Origin of the sequence: Streptomyces sp. NPDC059861, from assembly GCF_042731435.1 — a bacterium.
Classification (GTDB): domain Bacteria; phylum Actinomycetota; class Actinomycetes; order Streptomycetales; family Streptomycetaceae; genus Streptomyces.
This window is the reverse complement of sequence record NZ_JBHWJQ010000006.1, coordinates 54,065-69,316: the sequence shown is the minus strand read 5'-3', so window position 1 is coordinate 69,316 and position 15,252 is coordinate 54,065. Positions and strand designations below refer to the sequence as shown.

Annotated in this window: 13 protein-coding genes and 1 pseudogene; 2 read left to right on the top strand and 12 right to left on the bottom strand. The window is 71.9% G+C overall.

Going from position 1 to position 15,252, the window contains the following annotated elements; genetic code table 11:
- Nucleotides 1-149 precede the first annotated feature (149 nt).
- Entirely contained in the window at nt 150-1,100 is a 951-nt protein-coding gene (locus tag ACFV6X_RS07240; RefSeq protein ID WP_385378905.1) for a 2-hydroxyacid dehydrogenase, read from the bottom strand.
- Nucleotides 1,101-1,176: 76 nt separating this feature from the next.
- Between ACFV6X_RS07240 and ACFV6X_RS07235 the strand changes: the two genes are divergently transcribed.
- Both ACFV6X_RS07235 and ACFV6X_RS07230 read left to right on the top strand, forming a co-directional pair.
- Nucleotides 1,177-2,175: an aldo/keto reductase gene (locus tag ACFV6X_RS07235; RefSeq protein ID WP_385378902.1), complete on the top strand. Its 999-nt coding sequence runs from the start codon at nt 1,177-1,179 to the stop codon at nt 2,173-2,175.
- A 209-nt stretch (nt 2,176-2,384) separates the two neighbouring features.
- Nucleotides 2,385-3,554, top strand: coding sequence for a PQQ-dependent sugar dehydrogenase (locus ACFV6X_RS07230; RefSeq protein ID WP_385378899.1), 1,170 nt, complete (start codon nt 2,385-2,387; stop codon nt 3,552-3,554).
- Here ACFV6X_RS07230 and ACFV6X_RS07225 read toward each other — a convergent pair.
- The 11 genes and pseudogenes from ACFV6X_RS07225 to gatC form a co-directional block, all read right to left on the bottom strand.
- A pseudogene (locus ACFV6X_RS07225) lies at nt 3,551-3,747 on the bottom strand (DUF6191 domain-containing protein). The gene ACFV6X_RS07230 and the pseudogene ACFV6X_RS07225 sit on opposite strands and share 4 nt — an antisense overlap.
- A 37-nt stretch (nt 3,748-3,784) precedes the next feature.
- A complete protein-coding gene (locus ACFV6X_RS07220) occupies nt 3,785-6,835 on the bottom strand; it encodes an AAA family ATPase (RefSeq protein WP_385379299.1) in 3,051 nt (1,016 codons plus the stop codon).
- A gap of 193 nt (nt 6,836-7,028) precedes the next feature.
- Nucleotides 7,029-7,214: a hypothetical protein gene (locus ACFV6X_RS07215; protein WP_385378896.1), complete on the bottom strand. Its 186-nt coding sequence runs from the start codon at nt 7,212-7,214 to the stop codon at nt 7,029-7,031.
- Nucleotides 7,215-7,408: 194 nt separating this feature from the next.
- Nucleotides 7,409-7,990 (bottom strand): hypothetical protein, encoded by a 582-nt coding sequence (locus ACFV6X_RS07210; RefSeq protein ID WP_385378893.1) that lies wholly within the window; start codon nt 7,988-7,990, stop codon nt 7,409-7,411.
- Between the two features lie 35 nt (nt 7,991-8,025).
- Nucleotides 8,026-8,601 carry a GNAT family N-acetyltransferase gene (locus tag ACFV6X_RS07205; RefSeq protein ID WP_385378890.1) on the bottom strand — a complete coding sequence of 192 codons (576 nt, stop codon included), beginning with the start codon at nt 8,599-8,601 and terminating at the stop codon, nt 8,026-8,028.
- Nucleotides 8,579-10,837 (bottom strand): MMPL family transporter, encoded by a 2,259-nt coding sequence (locus ACFV6X_RS07200; RefSeq protein WP_385378887.1) that lies wholly within the window; start codon nt 10,835-10,837, stop codon nt 8,579-8,581. Before ACFV6X_RS07200 ends, ACFV6X_RS07205 begins: the two co-directional genes overlap by 23 nt.
- Before the next feature lie 193 nt (nt 10,838-11,030).
- Nucleotides 11,031-11,423 (bottom strand): hypothetical protein, encoded by a 393-nt coding sequence (locus tag ACFV6X_RS07195; protein ID WP_385378884.1) that lies wholly within the window; start codon nt 11,421-11,423, stop codon nt 11,031-11,033.
- An 84-nt stretch (nt 11,424-11,507) separates the two neighbouring features.
- Nucleotides 11,508-13,022 (bottom strand): Asp-tRNA(Asn)/Glu-tRNA(Gln) amidotransferase subunit GatB, encoded by a 1,515-nt coding sequence (gatB, locus tag ACFV6X_RS07190; RefSeq protein WP_385378881.1) that lies wholly within the window; start codon nt 13,020-13,022, stop codon nt 11,508-11,510.
- A 16-nt stretch (nt 13,023-13,038) separates the two neighbouring features.
- Nucleotides 13,039-13,278, bottom strand: a complete 240-nt coding sequence (locus tag ACFV6X_RS07185; protein WP_365452781.1) for a hypothetical protein — start codon at nt 13,276-13,278, stop codon at nt 13,039-13,041.
- Nucleotides 13,275-14,771, bottom strand: a complete 1,497-nt coding sequence (gatA, locus tag ACFV6X_RS07180) for an Asp-tRNA(Asn)/Glu-tRNA(Gln) amidotransferase subunit GatA (RefSeq protein ID WP_385378878.1) — start codon at nt 14,769-14,771, stop codon at nt 13,275-13,277. Before gatA ends, ACFV6X_RS07185 begins: the two co-directional genes overlap by 4 nt.
- A 5-nt stretch (nt 14,772-14,776) precedes the next feature.
- Nucleotides 14,777-15,073 (bottom strand): Asp-tRNA(Asn)/Glu-tRNA(Gln) amidotransferase subunit GatC, encoded by a 297-nt coding sequence (gene gatC, locus ACFV6X_RS07175; RefSeq protein WP_004925108.1) that lies wholly within the window; start codon nt 15,071-15,073, stop codon nt 14,777-14,779.
- Nucleotides 15,074-15,252 lie beyond the last annotated feature (179 nt).

Genomic DNA, 15,252 nt, shown 5'->3' with positions numbered 1-15,252 from the left:
GCCCCTGTCGGGACGATACACCAGTCTCGTCACTCAGGGACATAGCTTCTCTACGCTCCGTGACCACCAGCACGAACGTGGAACGGACCGCGTCCGGACGATTGCGGAGGGTGCCCGAGTCAGGTCACACGTCGCCCACGCCGACCGCTCTACGCATCCTCCGCGCCCGTCGTAAGGATCACGTTGCGCAACGGCTCCCGGTTCACGAAACGGTGCAACTGGTCCACGAGCAACCGCTTGGCGCGCGGCAGGAACGCGGACGTGGGACCGCCGACATGGGGGCTGATCAGCAGGCCGGGCGCCTGCCACAAGGGATGTCCGGCCGGGAGCGGCTCCGGGTCGGTGACGTCGAGGGCCGCGGTGATCCGGCCGCTCTCCAGCTCCGTGAGCAGCGCCTTGGAGTCCACGACCGGCCCACGGGCGACGTTCACGAGCAGCGCGCCGTCCTTCATCCGCTCCAGGAACTCGGCGTTCACCAGCCCCCGGCTTGTTTCGGTCAGCGGCGTGGAAAGGATCACGACATCCGCCTTGGGCAGAAGTGCGGGCAGTTCGGTGAGCGGATGCACGGGACCGCGCGCCGTGGTGCGCCCTGAGCGCGCGACGCGCGCCACCCGCGCGAGTTCGAAGGGCGTGAGCCGGTCCTCGATGGCCTCGCCGATCGAGCCGTAGCCGACGATGAGCACATTCCGGTCGGCGAGCGCCGGCCGGAAACCGCTGAGCCACTCGCCCCGGTCCTGCGCCCGGACGAAGTCCGGAATCCCGCGCAGTGAGGCGAGGATCAGGGTGAGCGCGAGCTCCGCGGTGCTCGCCTCGTGCACCCCGCGCGCGTTGCACAGGCGCACCCCCGGGGGCAGGTCTCCCAGCCCCGGTTCGACATGATCGATTCCGGCGGAGAGCGTCTGCACGACCTCCACGGAGGTCATCCGGGACAGCGGCCGTACGCCGACCCCGGAGGGCTTCATGTAGGGGACGACGTAGAAGGAGCAGTCGCCGGGGTCCGCGGGGAACGTTTCGCCCCCGTTCCAGAAGCGGTACGTCGGCCCGTCCGGGAGTCCCTCGATGTCCTCCGGCGGGATGGGCAGCCACACGTCAGCAGTCATGGTCATGAGGCTAAGTGAGGGGCGGGGCCGGGCGGAGGTTAGGTTGGGGGGCCAGGAGAGGGAGGGTTACGGGCAGGTGGAGCGCAGGACGATCGGCGCGGCGGCGCTCGCGGTGGGGGCCGTCGGACTCGGGTGCATGCCGATGAGCTGGGCGTACAGCACGTCACGGCAGCGGGGCGACGAGTCGCTGAGGGCCGTGCACCGGGCGCTCGATCTGGGCTCGACGCTCCTGGACACGGCCGACATGTACGGCCCCTTCACCAATGAGCTGCTGGTGGGGCGGGTGCTGAAGGAGCGGCGGTCCGATGCCTTCGTGTCGACCAAGGTGGGGCTGCTGGTGGGCGAGCAGCACATCGTGGCCAACGGCCGTCCCGGGTATGTGAAGCGTGCCTGCGACGCCTCCCTGCGGCGGCTGCAGACGGACGTGATCGACCTCTACCAGCTCCACCGGGCGGACCCGGAGGTCCCCGTCGAGGAGACGTGGGGCGCGATGGCGGAACTCGTGCAGATGGGGAAGGTGCGGGCCCTGGGGCTGTGCGCCATGGGGGCGCGGGGCGGACGCCGGTTGGGGACGCGGCTGCACGACGCGACGATCCGCCAGTTGCAGCGGGTGCAGCAGGTCTTTCCGGTGAGCGCGGTCGAGGCGGAGCTGTCGGTGTGGTCGCCGGAGGCACTGGACACGCTGCTGCCGTGGTGCGACGCCCGCGGCATCGGCTTCCTGGCCGCGATGCCTCTCGGCAACGGCTTCCTGACCGGCACGCTCATCCCGGGCGAGGGCTTCGAACCGGACGACATGCGCGCCCGCCACCCGCGCTTCACGGCGGAGATGATGGCCTCCAACCAGCCGATAGTGGCCGGTCTGCGCCGCGTCGCCGCCCGCCACGGCGAGGACGTCACCCCTGCCCAGGTGGCTCTGGCCTGGGTGCTGGCCCAGGGACGGCACGTGGTGCCGGTGCCAGGGACCAAGCGGGAACGGTGGGTGACGGAGAACGCCGGGGCTGAGCGGGTGCGCCTGACGACGGAGGATCTGGCGGAGGTGTCGGGGCTTCCGGGGGCACAGGGGTCCTGGGACTGACGGCTGAGGACTGAGGGCGAGGACTGCGGGCGAGGACTGAGGACTGAATCCAGCTTTCCCGAGCGCTGAGTCCGGCTCTCCCCAGCACGATCGACTGAACTGGGACTTCGCGATCCGCCGGCGTCGTCCTCGGTTCGGGATCGCCCGACCGGGAACCTGTGAGGCGCGAGCGGTGTATGACAGGTAGAACTCGCCGCGTCGAAGGGACCATGATCGTGCAACGTCGAGCTGTGACGGCCGTCCTGGCCACGGCCACCCTCCTGCTCACGGCCGGCTGCTCCTCCGACGACGGGGCAGGTGGCCCCCCGGACGGGACCGCGACGCCGGGTCGTACGGCGGCGCAGTCCTCCCCCGCCGGACAGCCCGCCGAGGAGACCCCGCCGGCGAAGGGCACGGTCAAGGTCGTGCGCACGGTCGCCGAGAGCCTCAAGAGCCCCTGGGGCCTCGCCGCCCTGCCCGACGGCGACCTGCTGGTCTCCTCCCGCGACGAGGGCACGATCACGCGCGTCGACACGGAGACGGGAAAGAAGACCGAGCTGGGCGAGGTGCCCGGGGTCTCGCCGGAGGGCGAGGGCGGTCTGCTGGGCATCGCCCTCTCGCCGGACCACGCCTCGGACCACATGGTCTACGCGTACTACACCTCGGCCTCGGACAACCGCATCGTGCGCATGCTGTACGACGGTGACAAGCCCTCCGGCCAGCAGCTGGGCGCCCCCGACACGATCTTCCGGGGCATTCCCAAGGGCTTCATCCACAACGGCGGCCGGATCGCCTTCGGCCCGGACAAGATGCTCTACGCGGGCACGGGCGAGAGCGGCGAGGAGGGCCTGTCCCAGGACAAGGAGTCACTCGGCGGCAAGATCCTGCGCATGACCCCGGAGGGCGAGCCGGCCCCGGGGAACGCGTTCGCGGACTCGACTGTGTACTCGTACGGCCACCGCAATGTGCAGGGCCTCGCCTGGGACAGCAAGCAGCGCCTGTTCGCCGCGGAGTTCGGCCAGGACACCTGGGACGAGCTGAACGCGATCGAGCCCGGCGGCAACTACGGCTGGCCGGAGGTGGAGGGCAGGACCGACGACTCGCGGTACCGCAACCCGACAGCCGAGTGGAGCACCGACGAGGCCTCCCCCAGCGGCATCGCCTACGCCGAGGGCTCCGTCTGGATGGCGGGCCTGCGCGGCGAGCGCCTGTGGCGCATCCCCCTCGACGGCACGAAGGCCTCGGCCGACCCCCAGGCCTTCCTGGAGGGTGAGCACGGCCGTCTGCGCACGGTCCTCGCGGCGGGCGGCGACAAGCTGTGGCTGGTGACGAGCGAGACCGACGGCAGGGGGTCCCCGGAGGCCGGGGACGACCGGATTCTGGAGCTGGAGGTCAGCTAGGGCCGCCCCTGGGGCTCCTCGTCCTCGGCGGGCTCCGGAGGCCGGACGACCACCTTCCCGGAGGCGAGGTCTATTTGGGGCCCCGGCCCGGGTCACTGTCGCCGACGTCCTCCCGGGTCAGTTCCAGGCGGTTCTGCTCGTCCCGGGTGTGCTTACGGCCGGGTGCGAACAGTTCCTCGAAGAGGTTGAACACGGGGCCTCCCTCGGCCGGGTCGCTTTCAGCGTAAGCCTCAGCCCGCCGTCGGCGTGGTCCGCGCCATGCGCGTCCCGGAGGGGAACAGGCCCAGCCGGTGCGCCACCGCCGCTGCCTCGCCCCGGCCCGAGACGCCGAGTTTGGCCAGGATGTTGGAGACGTGCACGCTGGCCGTTTTCGGGGAGATGAAGAGTTCCTCGGCGATCTGGCGGTTGGTGAGGCCGTCGGAGACCAGGCGGAGCACGTCGCGTTCGCGGGAGGTGAGGCCGAGGGTCTCGGCGGGGTCGGCGGCCGACTTCGGCCCGGGGGCCGGGGCCAGGCTGAGGCGGGCGCGCTGGGCGAGGAGGGCGACGGCGTCGGTGAGGGGGCGGGCGCCGAGGTGGTCGGCGACGGCGTGGGCGAGGCGCAGCAGCTCGGTGACGCGGTCGCGGTGATCCGCGGCGTCGGTGGCGAGCAGCGCCTCGGCGAGGCGGTGGCGGACGCGCGCGAGGTCGTAGGGGCGCTCCAGCTGCTCGAAGGCGGTGACGACCGGCGTCCAGGTGTCGGCGGTGGCGCTGCCCTCGACACGCTGGAGTTCGGCGCGGACCCACTGCTCGTGGGCGAGCCAGATGGGCGCCTTGGTGCTGAGCGTCTTGGCGGCGTTGAGGATTCGGTCGAGCGTCTCGGCGCGGCCCTGCTCGGCGGCGGGCAGGGTGCGGGCGTCGGCCTCGGCGGTGGCGGCGGCCACCAGCAGGGGCCAGCCGTACTGCTGGGTGCCGGGCGGGGTGCCGGCGTCCAGGGCGGCGTTGAGTTCGGCGCGGGCGTCGAGGAGGCGGCCTTCCGAGGCGGCGATGCCGACGGCTATGGCGGCCATGGGCAGCCACTGCTGAGGCATGGGGTCGTGCGAGCCGAACGCGGCGTGGGCGGCCTCCAGTTGGCGCTGCGCATCGGCCACCTTGCCCCGACCCAGAGCGAGTTGCGCCAAGCAGATGGCGCCGGAGCCCTGGGGCTTGGCGCTGCGTCCGTGCCGGAAGACGTTCCGCGCGGCCTGCGCGGCCTCCTGCCAGCGGCCGAGGTTGCCCAGCGACTCGGAGAGGTTGGACCACGCCCAGGCCTCGGTGTCGAGGAGGCCGAACCGCCGGGCGAAGGCGGTGCCCTCCTCCAGGATCGCCGTGGCCTCCCGGGAGCGCCCGACGGCTTCGAGTCCGGCGGGCAGGTTCACGTACGCGCGTCCGGCGACATAGGGGAAGCCCTCCTCGAGGGCCCGTTCCTTGATCTCGTACATCTCGGCGAGTCCCGCCTCGGTGTTGCCCGCGTCGGCGGTGAGGCTGCCGAGGGTGAGGCGGGCGTTCAGCTCTATCTCGCGGGTGCCGACCATGCGCGCGTACTGCACGGCCCGCTCGGCGGCGGCAAGCGCCTCGGGGCCGGGCTGGCGCAGCATCGACCAGTTGGCGACGTTGGTGAGGACCTCGGCGTGCACCTCGGAGGGCGGCAGGCCGCGCAGGAGGTCCTGCGCGGTGGCCAGTTCCTGCCAGCCGTCGCCCCGGGCCAGTGCCTGGACGAGCCGGGAGCGCTGGGTCCAGAACCAGGCGGCGCGCAGCGGGTCGTCCTCGTCGTCCAGGATGCTCAGCGCACGCCGGATGATCTTCAGGGCGCGTTCGCGTTCGCCGCAGAAGCGGCCGGCGACGGCGGCCTCGGCCATCAGGTCGAGATAGCGCAGCGGGGTGGTCGCGGTGTCGCAGCCGCAGGGAGGGTAGGAGGCGGTGTAGTCGACGGGGCGCAGCCCGGCACGCACGTCCGCGGGGGCGGCGTCCCACAGCTCCATCGCCCTTTCCAGGAGCCGCAGTTGCTCCGAGTAGGCGTCGCGGCGGCGGGCGGCGACGGATGCGGCGAGGACGGCGGGCAGGGCCTTGGCGGCGTCGTTCGCCTGGTACCAGTAGCTGGCCAGGCGGGTCACGCGCTGGTCGGCGGGGACGAGGCTCGGGTCGGCCTCCAGGGCTTCGGCATAGCGGCGGTTGAGGCGGGAGCGCTCGCCGGGCAGCAGGTCGTCGCCGACGGCCTCGCGGACCAGGGAGTGGCGGAAGCGGTACCCGTCTCCGGTGGGGGCGGCGAGCAGGATGTTGGCGTTCACCGCCGCGCGCAGCGCCTCGATGAGGTCGTCCTCGGCGAGCCCGGCGACGGCGGCCAGCAGCCGGTACTCGACGGTGGAGCCGCCCTCGGCGACGATCCGGGCGACCCGCTGAGCGCTCTCGGGCAGCGCCTCGACACGGACCAGGAGCAGGTCGCGCAGCGAGTCGGTGAGGCCGTTGCAGGAGCCCTCGTGGGCGGCGACGGCGAGTTCCTCGACGAAGAAGGCGTTGCCGTCGGAGCGTTGGAAGATCGCCTCGACCCTGGTGGGTTCGGGTTCGGCGGCGTGGATGCCGGCGATCTGGCGGGCCACTTCCTCGCGGTTGAAGCGGGGCAGCTCGATGCGCCGGACCGTGCGCAGCCGGTCGAGTTCGGCGAGCAGGGGGCGCAGCGGGTGGCGGCGGTGGATGTCGTCGGAGCGGTAGGTGGCGAGGACGACGAGGCGGCCGGTGCGCAGGGTGCGGAACAGATAGGCGAGCAGATGGCGGGTGGAGGCGTCGGCCCAGTGCAGGTCCTCCAGGGCCACGACGACCGGACGGCACGCGGCCACGCGCTCCAGGAGGCGGGCGGTGAGCTCGAAGAGGCGGGCCATGCCCTCCTCGTCGTGGCGGCTCGCGCCCGAGTCACCCAACTCGGGCAGCAGCCTGGCCAGTTCCTCCTCCTGGCCGGCTGCCGCGGCGGCCAGCTCAGCGGGCAGCTCACGGCGCAGTGCGCGCAGCGCGGTGGAGAACGGGGCGAAGGGCAGCCCGTCGGCGCCGATCTCGACACAGCCGCCGAGGGCGACCACGGCACCCTTGCCGGCGGCCGCGGTGGCGAACTCCTCGACGAGGCGGGTCTTTCCGACACCGGCCTCACCGCCCAGCAGCAACGCCTGCGGCTCGCCCGCCGCGGCACGGGCGAGCGCGTCGTTCAGCGTGTCCCATTCCTCGGCGCGGCCGACGAACACCGGACTGACGGACCTGGTCTCCACGCCCCCGAGCATCGCACGGGGGTCCGACAACCCGGCACCGGTTTTCGGCAGGGGACGCGGCGCCCGCGGGCGCCTTTCGCGGGCGCCGGTCTCCTCACGTGCCGCGACTGCGGGGCGGCGGGCGCCGGTCGCCCGGCCCCCCGCCGCCCCGCGCGTCGGCGGCCCCCCGTGCCCGGCCGCGCTCATGAGGCCCCAGCTCCCGTGCTCACGCGACCCGTGGCGGCCGGTGCCGTCGCTTGCTGCGGGTATGCGACTCGCTCTGCGCGGTGTGGGGCGCGGTTTCGTGGCGGGCTGCGCGGGCGAGGCGCACGGCCTCCCGGGCCCTGCGCTCGTGCGCCGCCCGGCGCAGCAGGTCGGCGGAACGCGCCTGGGACAGCTCGTACTCGAACATCTCGTCTCCCCTGGAGATCCGGTGGGTGTCATCGCTTGCCGCGATGCCTCCACCTTCGTTCCCCAGGGGGGTCCGCCACATCGGGAGAATTCCGCATCTTGCGAGGCGGGCGGGGCCTTAGACGCGTGTGAGGGGTCCCAGGGAGCGTGTAAGTGCCTCACGCGCGCCCTAAGACCCCTCAGGAACTGCGGGGTTCAGCTCGTTGCGGGCAGCCCGAGCAGGACGCCGGTGTACTTCAGGACGGCCAGGAGCAGGCCGATCACGCCGAGGGAGACACCGCCCCAGGCGACCGACTTGATCCACGGCGCCTGCGGCCTGCCGGGGGTGCCGAACGCGGGGCGGGCCAGGACCACGACACCGGCGATCAGCGCGGCCAGCGCGAAGACACCGGCCCACAGGGCGTTGGCGGCCCAGGCGTCGCCGTAGCCCTCCTTGACCATCGTCGCGACGTCGGCGGACTGCGAGGTCTGCATCTGGCCGATCAGCGACTCGCGCGCGGAGGCCACGGTGCCGACCCAGCTGCCGGTGAGCGAGACGACGCCGAGCGCGGCGGAGACGACGGCACCGGCGCCCTGGCCGACGCCCGTGGGGCCGCTCTGCGCGGCCTGGACCGCTTCGGGCCGCTCGTCACCGTCCTCGGCGGCGGGGCTGGTGCCGTCCGCCGTGGCGGTGACGTCCGCCGTCCCGACCTGCTCCTCGTCGGTCTTCGCCCCGGCCTCGGTGCCGGTCTCGGCGGGGGTCTCGGCGGGGGTCTCGTCCACAGTCTTGGTTCCCATGCCCCGCACCGTACGGACGCTGTCTGAGAGGTTCCTTAATGATCGCTGTGAGCGTCACGCGCGCGTGCCCCGGCCCACTCCGGCGCCAGTACCGCCCAGATCTCGTAGTCCTGCCGCACGCCCCGCCAGGGGAAGGTCTCGCGCAGCACGCCCTCCCGGGTCATGCCCAGCCGTCGCGCCACGTTGATGCTGGCGGTGTTGCCGGACGCCGCGTGCCATTCCACGCGGTGCATTCCGCGCTCGCCGAACGCCCAGTCGATCAGTACCCGGGACGCGCGCGTGACGAGGCCGCGTCCGGTGGCGGCCGGCTCCAGCCAGCAGCCGATCTCGCAGACCCCGGTGGCGGCGTCGAAGACGCGGAAGAGGACGCCGCCGACGAGCTTGCCGTCCAGCCAGACGCCGTGCAGGGAGCCGGTGTCGGCGGCTCGCTTGTCGGCGTACGACTGGAGGAGCCCACGGGCGGAGTCGAGGTCGGTGACCTTGGAGCCGAACGGGATGTGCTGGGTGATGAAGTCCCGCCCGCGGTCGAGATGGGCGAGGAACTCCTCGGCGTGCCATGGCTCCAGGGGGCGCAGCCGGGCTCCGTTGTCACCCAGGGATATCTCGTACATCCGAACGCCGCTCCTTCTCCAGTACGTCCACGACGTCCGTGAGCTTCTCACGTTCGGCCTCGACGACCGGGAGATTTTCCTGCGCGGCACGGCACTCGGGCGGCTCGATGCTGATCCGGGGCAGGTACTTGTCGAGCCGGCGGGGCAGCCACCAGTTGGCGCCGCCGAGCAGGTGCATGAGGGCGGGAACGAGCAGGGTGCGGAGCACGAAGGCGTCAAGGGCGACGGCGGCGGCCAGGGCGATGCCGAACATGGCGATCACACGGTCGCCGCTGAGCACGAAGGCGAGGAAGACCGAGATCATGATGACCGCGGCCGAGTTGATCACCCGGCCGGTCTCGGCGAGGCCGATCCGGACGGCCCGCCGGTTGTCACCGGTCTCCAGCCACTCCTCGTACATTCGGCTGACCAGGAAGACCTGGTAGTCCATGGAGAGCCCGAAGAGCACCGACACCAGGATCACGGGTAGGAAGGGCTCGATCGGGCCCGCGCGGCCGAGGCCGAGCAGATCGCTGCCCCAGCCCCACTGGAAGATCGCGACGACCACCCCGAACGAGGCGGCGACGGCGGCGACGTTCATCGCGGCGGCCTTCAGCGGTATGCCGACGGACCGGAAGGCGAGCAGCAGCAGCACACACCCGAGGCTGATGACGACGCCGATGAACAGCGGCAGCTTGTCGACGATGACCTCGGCGAAGTCGTCGTAGCCGGCGGTGACGCCGCCGACGTGCACGTCGAGCGAGGTGCCGGCCTCGGCACGTGGCAGCACCTCGGTGCGCAGCCGGTCGACGAGCTCACTGGTGCTCGCGGACTGCGGGGACGACTCGGGTACGACGGTGAGGTACGCGGTGTGGCCGCCGGAGTCGAACATCACCGGGGCCACGGCGGCGACGCCCTCGGTGTCGCGCAGGGCGCTGCCGAGGCTGTCGGCGGCGAGCCGGTCCTCGGCGCCGTGGATCTTGGTGACGAGGGTGAGGGGGCCGTTGACGCCGGGTCCGAAGCCCTCGGCGAGGAGGTCGTACGCCTGCCTGGTCGTCGTCGACTCGGGGTTGTTGCCCTGGTCGGAGGTGCCGAGGCGGAGCGAGAGGGTGGGCAGGGCGAGCAGGGTGATGACCGCGAGCGCGACGGCGCCGAGCTTCTTGGGGTGCCGTTCGACGAAGGCGGACCAGCGGGCGGCGGACCCGGTGGGCAGCTCGGGTTCGGGGCCGTGCTCCTCCAGCCGGCGGCGTTCACGGCGGCTGAGCGCGCGCATCCCGGCGAAGGACAGCAGTGCGGGCAGCAGGGTGACGGAGGCCGCGACGGTGAGCAGCACGGTCAGCGAGGCCGCTATGGCCACGCCGTTGAGGAAGCCGAGCTGGAGTATCAGCATCCCCAGCAGCGCGATGCAAACGGTCGCGCCCGCGAACACCACCGCCCGTCCCGTGGTGGTGACGGCCGCGATGGCCGCCTCGGGCACGCTCAGGCCGCGTTTCAGTCCGCGCCGGTGCCGGGTGACGATGAAGAGCGCGTAGTCGATGCCCACGCCGAGCCCGATCAGCACGCCCAGCACGGGCGCGAAGTCGGCCACGGTCATGGCGTGCCCGAGCAGCGCGATCCCGGCGTACGCGGTGCCGACGCCGACCAGCGCGGTGGCGATGGGCAGCAGGGAGGCGATCAGCGAGCCGAAGGCGACGAACAGCACGACCGCGGCGACCGCCACGCCGACGATCTCGGCGACATGCCCGCCGGAGGTGTCGGTGACCCCGAGGGCGGTGCCGCCCAGCTCCACCTGGAGCCCGTCCGCCTCGGCGTCCTCGGCGATGTCCACGACGGCCCTGGCCTCGGACTCGACGATGTTCTCGGGCTGGGCGTCGAAGGCGACGGCGGCGTACGCCGTGCGGCCGTCTTCGCTGATCTGGGCCGCGCCCTGACCGTCGTACGGGCTCACCACGGTGGCCACGCCGGGCAGTTGGGCCATGGACTGGAGCGCGCGGGTCATCGTCTGCTCGACGTCGGCGGCGCGGACCGTGCCGGACCCCGTGTGCCAGACGACCGTTCCGGCGGCGCCGCCCAGGTCGGGGAAGCCCTCCTTCAGCAGCTGCCCTGCCCTGTCCGACTCGGTGCCGGGGACCTGGTAGTCGTTCGAGTACGCCGTTCCGGCCACGGCGGCGGCCGCGGTCACCCCGCCGAAGGCGAGGAGCCACAGGAGAACCGTGGCCAAACGGTTCCGAACACACCACCGGGCGAGGGCTGCCACGAACGTGCTCCCAAGATATGACTTGTGGATCTTTGACCGGGAACAGTCGTCCATGTACTGAACGGCCCGCAAAGAACGCATGAGCAATGCACAGCCACTGTTACAGGGAGAATTGATCGTTGGGTGATTTCGTGCGCTTATTCACGGGAATGGGAGGCAGCTCACAGGACACTCGCTTGAACTCTGTCGCCCCTCAGTCGACCTGGTCTCCGAACGCCATCACCATCACTCCACCGACCAGCAGCCACAGCGCCCGCCGGGTGCGCCCCCGCGACCCGAGCGCCGCGGCACCCGCGCAGACGGCCGCCCCGAGGGCGTAGGCGGCCGGTACGAGCGCCGGTGCGGCGTCCATGGCCCGCAGTACGGACGCCGCCGCCCCTACGACCGTCAGCAGCCCGCCCGTTCCGGCGGCGGCCCAGCGGGCCCGCCGCGCCTCCCCCACCGGATCACCGGCGTCCTCGGCGTCCTCGGCGGCCTGCTCGGCCTCGGCGTCTTCAGTGTCCTCGGCGTCCTCGGCGGCCTGCTCGGCCTCGGCCGGGGCCTCGGCAGTCTCGGGGGGCGTCTCGGAATCAGCACGTCCACTCATGGCGGGCGAGCGTAGCGGGCTCGCACCTGCGCAAATGACGGGGGGCGCGGCAAGATCGCCACGCCCCCCGATCAACACGGTGGATCAGCCTTCGCCGACGCCCAGCTTCTGAAGGATCAGCTCCTTGACGCGGGCCGCGTCGGCCTGCCCCCGGGTGGCCTTCATGACCGCGCCGACCAGGGCGCCGGCCGCGGCCACCTTGCCGCCGCGGATCTTGTCCGCGATGGCCGGGTTGCCGGCGATGGCCTCGTCGACGGCAGTGCCGAGGGCGCCTTCGTCGGAGACGACCTTCAGGCCACGCTTGTCGACGACCTCGTCGGGAGTGCCCTCGCCCGCGAGGACGCCCTCGATGACCTGGCGGGCCAGCTTGTCGTTCAGGTCGCCGGTGGTCACCAACTCGGTGACACGGGCGACCTGAGCGGGCGTGATCGCCAGCTCGTCCAGGGCCTTGCCCGACTCGTTGGCGCTCCGGGCCAGTTCCCCCATCCACCACTTACGGGCGGACGCCGCGTCGGCGCCGGCCTCGATCGTGGCGACGATCAGGTCCAGCGCACCGGCGTTGAGGATCGCCTGCATCTCGGTGCCGGAGATGCCCCAGTCGTCGCGGAGCCGGTTGCGGCGCACCAGCGGCAGCTCGGGAAGCCCACCACGCAGCTCCTCGACCCACTCGCGGGACGGCGCGACCGGGACCAGGTCGGGCTCCGGGAAGTACCGGTAGTCCTCGGCCTCCTCCTTCACGCGGCCCGAGGTGGTGGACCCCGTGTCCTCGTGGAAGTGGCGGGTCTCCTGCACGATCGTGCCGCCGGACGACAGCACGGCCGCGTGCCGCTGGACCTCGAAGCGGGCCGCGCGCTCCACGGACCGCAGCGAGTTGACGTTCTTCGTCTCGCTGCGCGTGCCGAACTTCTCGGCGCCCTTGGGCATCAGCGACAGGTTGACGTCGCAGCGCATCTGGCCCATCTCCATGCGGGCCTCGGAGACGCCGAGCGCACGGATCAGTTCGCGCAGCTCACGGACGTACGCACGGGCGACCTCGGGAGCGCGCTCGCCCGCGCCGACGATCGGCTTGGTGACGATCTCGATCAGCGGGATGCCGGCGCGGTTGTAGTCGAGCAGGGAGTGGGACGCGCCGTGGATACGGCCGGTGGCGCCGCCGACGTGCGTCGACTTGCCGGTGTCCTCCTCCATGTGCGCGCGCTCGATCTCCACGCGGAAGGTCTCGCCGTCCTCCAGCTGCACGTCGAGGTAGCCGTTGAAGGCGATCGGCTCGTCGTACTGGGAGGTCTGGAAGTTCTTCGGCATGTCCGGATAGAAGTAGTTCTTCCGGGCGAAGCGGCACCACTCGGCGATCTCGCAGTTCAGCGCGAGGCCGATCTTGATCGCGGACTCGACGCCGGTCGCGTTGACGACCGGCAGCGCGCCGGGCATGCCGAGGCAGACGGGGCAGGTCTGGGTGTTCGGGTCGGCGCCGAGCGCGGTCGAACAGCCGCAGAACATCTTGGTCCTGGTGCCGAGTTCGACATGGACCTCAAGGCCCATGACGGGGTCGTACGACGCCAGCGCGTCCTCGTACGACACCAGGTCGGTCGTGGTGGTCACGGTGAAAACTTCCCTCTCAGCCCAGCAGGACGTCGTCGTCGCCCAGCCGCTTCAGCTCGCGGTAGAGCATGGCGAGGCCGGTCACGACACCGGCGGCGGTCACGACGGCGTCGACGAGCCGCAGCGTGTCGCTCTCGGCACGGGCCTTCTTGATCTGCTTGGCCACGCCGATCGCGCCGAACGCGGTGGCGGCCATGGACAGGTACGTACCGGACTTGGACTTCTTGAAGCCCTTGGCCTTGGTCAGTGCACTCACAGCGACGGAGCCTCCTCCAGAAGCGGGTGTCCCCACTTTTCCACGAGGGCGGCCTCGACGGCGGCGCCCACCTTGTAAAGGCGGTCGTCCTTCATCGCGGGGGCGATGATCTGCAGCCCGACCGGCAGGTTGTCCTCCGGGGCGAGACCGCAGGGCAGCGACATGGCCGCGTTGCCCGCCAGGTTCGTCGGGATGGTGCAGACGTCGTTGAGGTACATCGCCATCGGGTCGTCGATGCGCTCGCCGATCGGGAAGGCGGTGGTCGGCGTCGTCGGGGAGACGATCACGTCGACCTGCTCGAACGCCTTCTCGAAGTCCTGCGTGATCAGCGTGCGGACCTTCTGGGCGCTGCCGTAGTAGGCGTCGTAGTAGCCGCTCGACAGGGCGTACGTGCCGAGCATGATGCGGCGCTTGACCTCGGGGCCGAAGCCCGCCTCGCGGGTCAGGGAGGTGACCTCCTCCGCCGAGCGCGTGCCGTCGTCACCGGAGCGCAGGCCGTAGCGCAGACCGTCGAAGCGGGCGAGGTTGCTGGAGCACTCGGACGGGGCGATCAGGTAGTACGCCGACAGGGCCAGGTCGAAGGACGGGCAGTCCAGCTCGACGATCTCGGCGCCCAGTTCCTTGAGCAGCACGATCGACTCGTCGAACCGCTGGATGACACCGGCCTGGTAGCCCTCGCCGCGGAACTGCTTGACGACGCCGACGCGCATGCCCTCGACGCTGCCGTTGCGGGCGGCCTCGACGACCGGCGGGACCGGGGCGTCGATCGACGTGGAGTCCATCGGGTCGTGCCCGGCGATCACCTCGTGCAGCAGCGCCGCGTCCAGGACCGTACGGGCGCAGGGCCCGCCCTGGTCGAGGGAGGACGAGAACGCCACCATGCCGTAGCGCGAGACGGCCCCGTAGGTGGGCTTCACGCCGACCGTGCCGGTGACGGCGGCCGGCTGGCGGATCGAGCCGCCGGTGTCGGTGCCGATGGCGAGCGGGGCCTGGAAGGAGGCGAGCGCGGCGGAGGAGCCGCCGCCGGAGCCACCGGGGATGCGGGTCAGGTCCCAGGGGTTGCCGGTGGGTCCGTACGCGCTGTTCTCGGTCGAGGACCCCATGGCGAACTCGTCCATGTTGGTCTTGCCGAGGATGACGACGTCGGCGTCCTTCAGACGCTTGGTGAGAGTGGCGTCGTACGGCGGGATCCACCCCTCCAGGATCTTGGAGCCGACCGTGGTCGGGACGCCCTCGGTGGTGAAGATGTCCTTCAGCGCCAGCGGTACGCCGGCCAGCGGGCCGAGCTTCTCGCCGCGCTCGCGCTTGGCGTCGACGGCACGCGCCTGGGCGAGGGCACCCTCGCGGTCGATGTGCAGGAAGGCGTGGACCTTCTCGTCCACGGCCTCGATGCGGGCCAGGTGGGCCTCGGCGACCTCGACGGCCGTGAGCGCGCCGGAGGCGATCCTCGCGGCGGTCTCGGCGGCGGTGAGGGTGATGATTGCGTCCGTCATGCGGATTACTCCTCCCCCAGGATCTGCGGCACCTTGAAACGCTGCTGCTCCTGGGCCGGGGCGCCGGACAGCGCCTGCTCGGGGGTGAGCGAGGGGCGGACCTCGTCCGGGCGCATGACGTTCGTCAGCGGGAGCGGGTGCGAGGTCGGCGGTACGTCTTGGTCGGCGACCTCGCTGACGCGGGCGACCGCGCCGATGATGTCGTCCAGCTGGCCGGCGAAGTGGTCGAGCTCTTCGGGCTTCAGCTCCAGACGCGCCAGCCGGGCGAGGTGGGCGACCTCCTCGCGCGTGATGCCAGGCATGCAGCGATCCTCTGGGGTGAGTGTGAGTGGTTTGGGCCCAATCCTATGGGGCGGGGGCGCGTACCTGTTAAACGGTTTCCCTGGGGCCCCGGCGGCCGGCCGCCCCGGCCGGCCCCCCCTAAAAGTCCCAGGCCCCCCCCGGCCGGGCCCCCCCCGGGCCCGGCCACCCCCGCGACCCC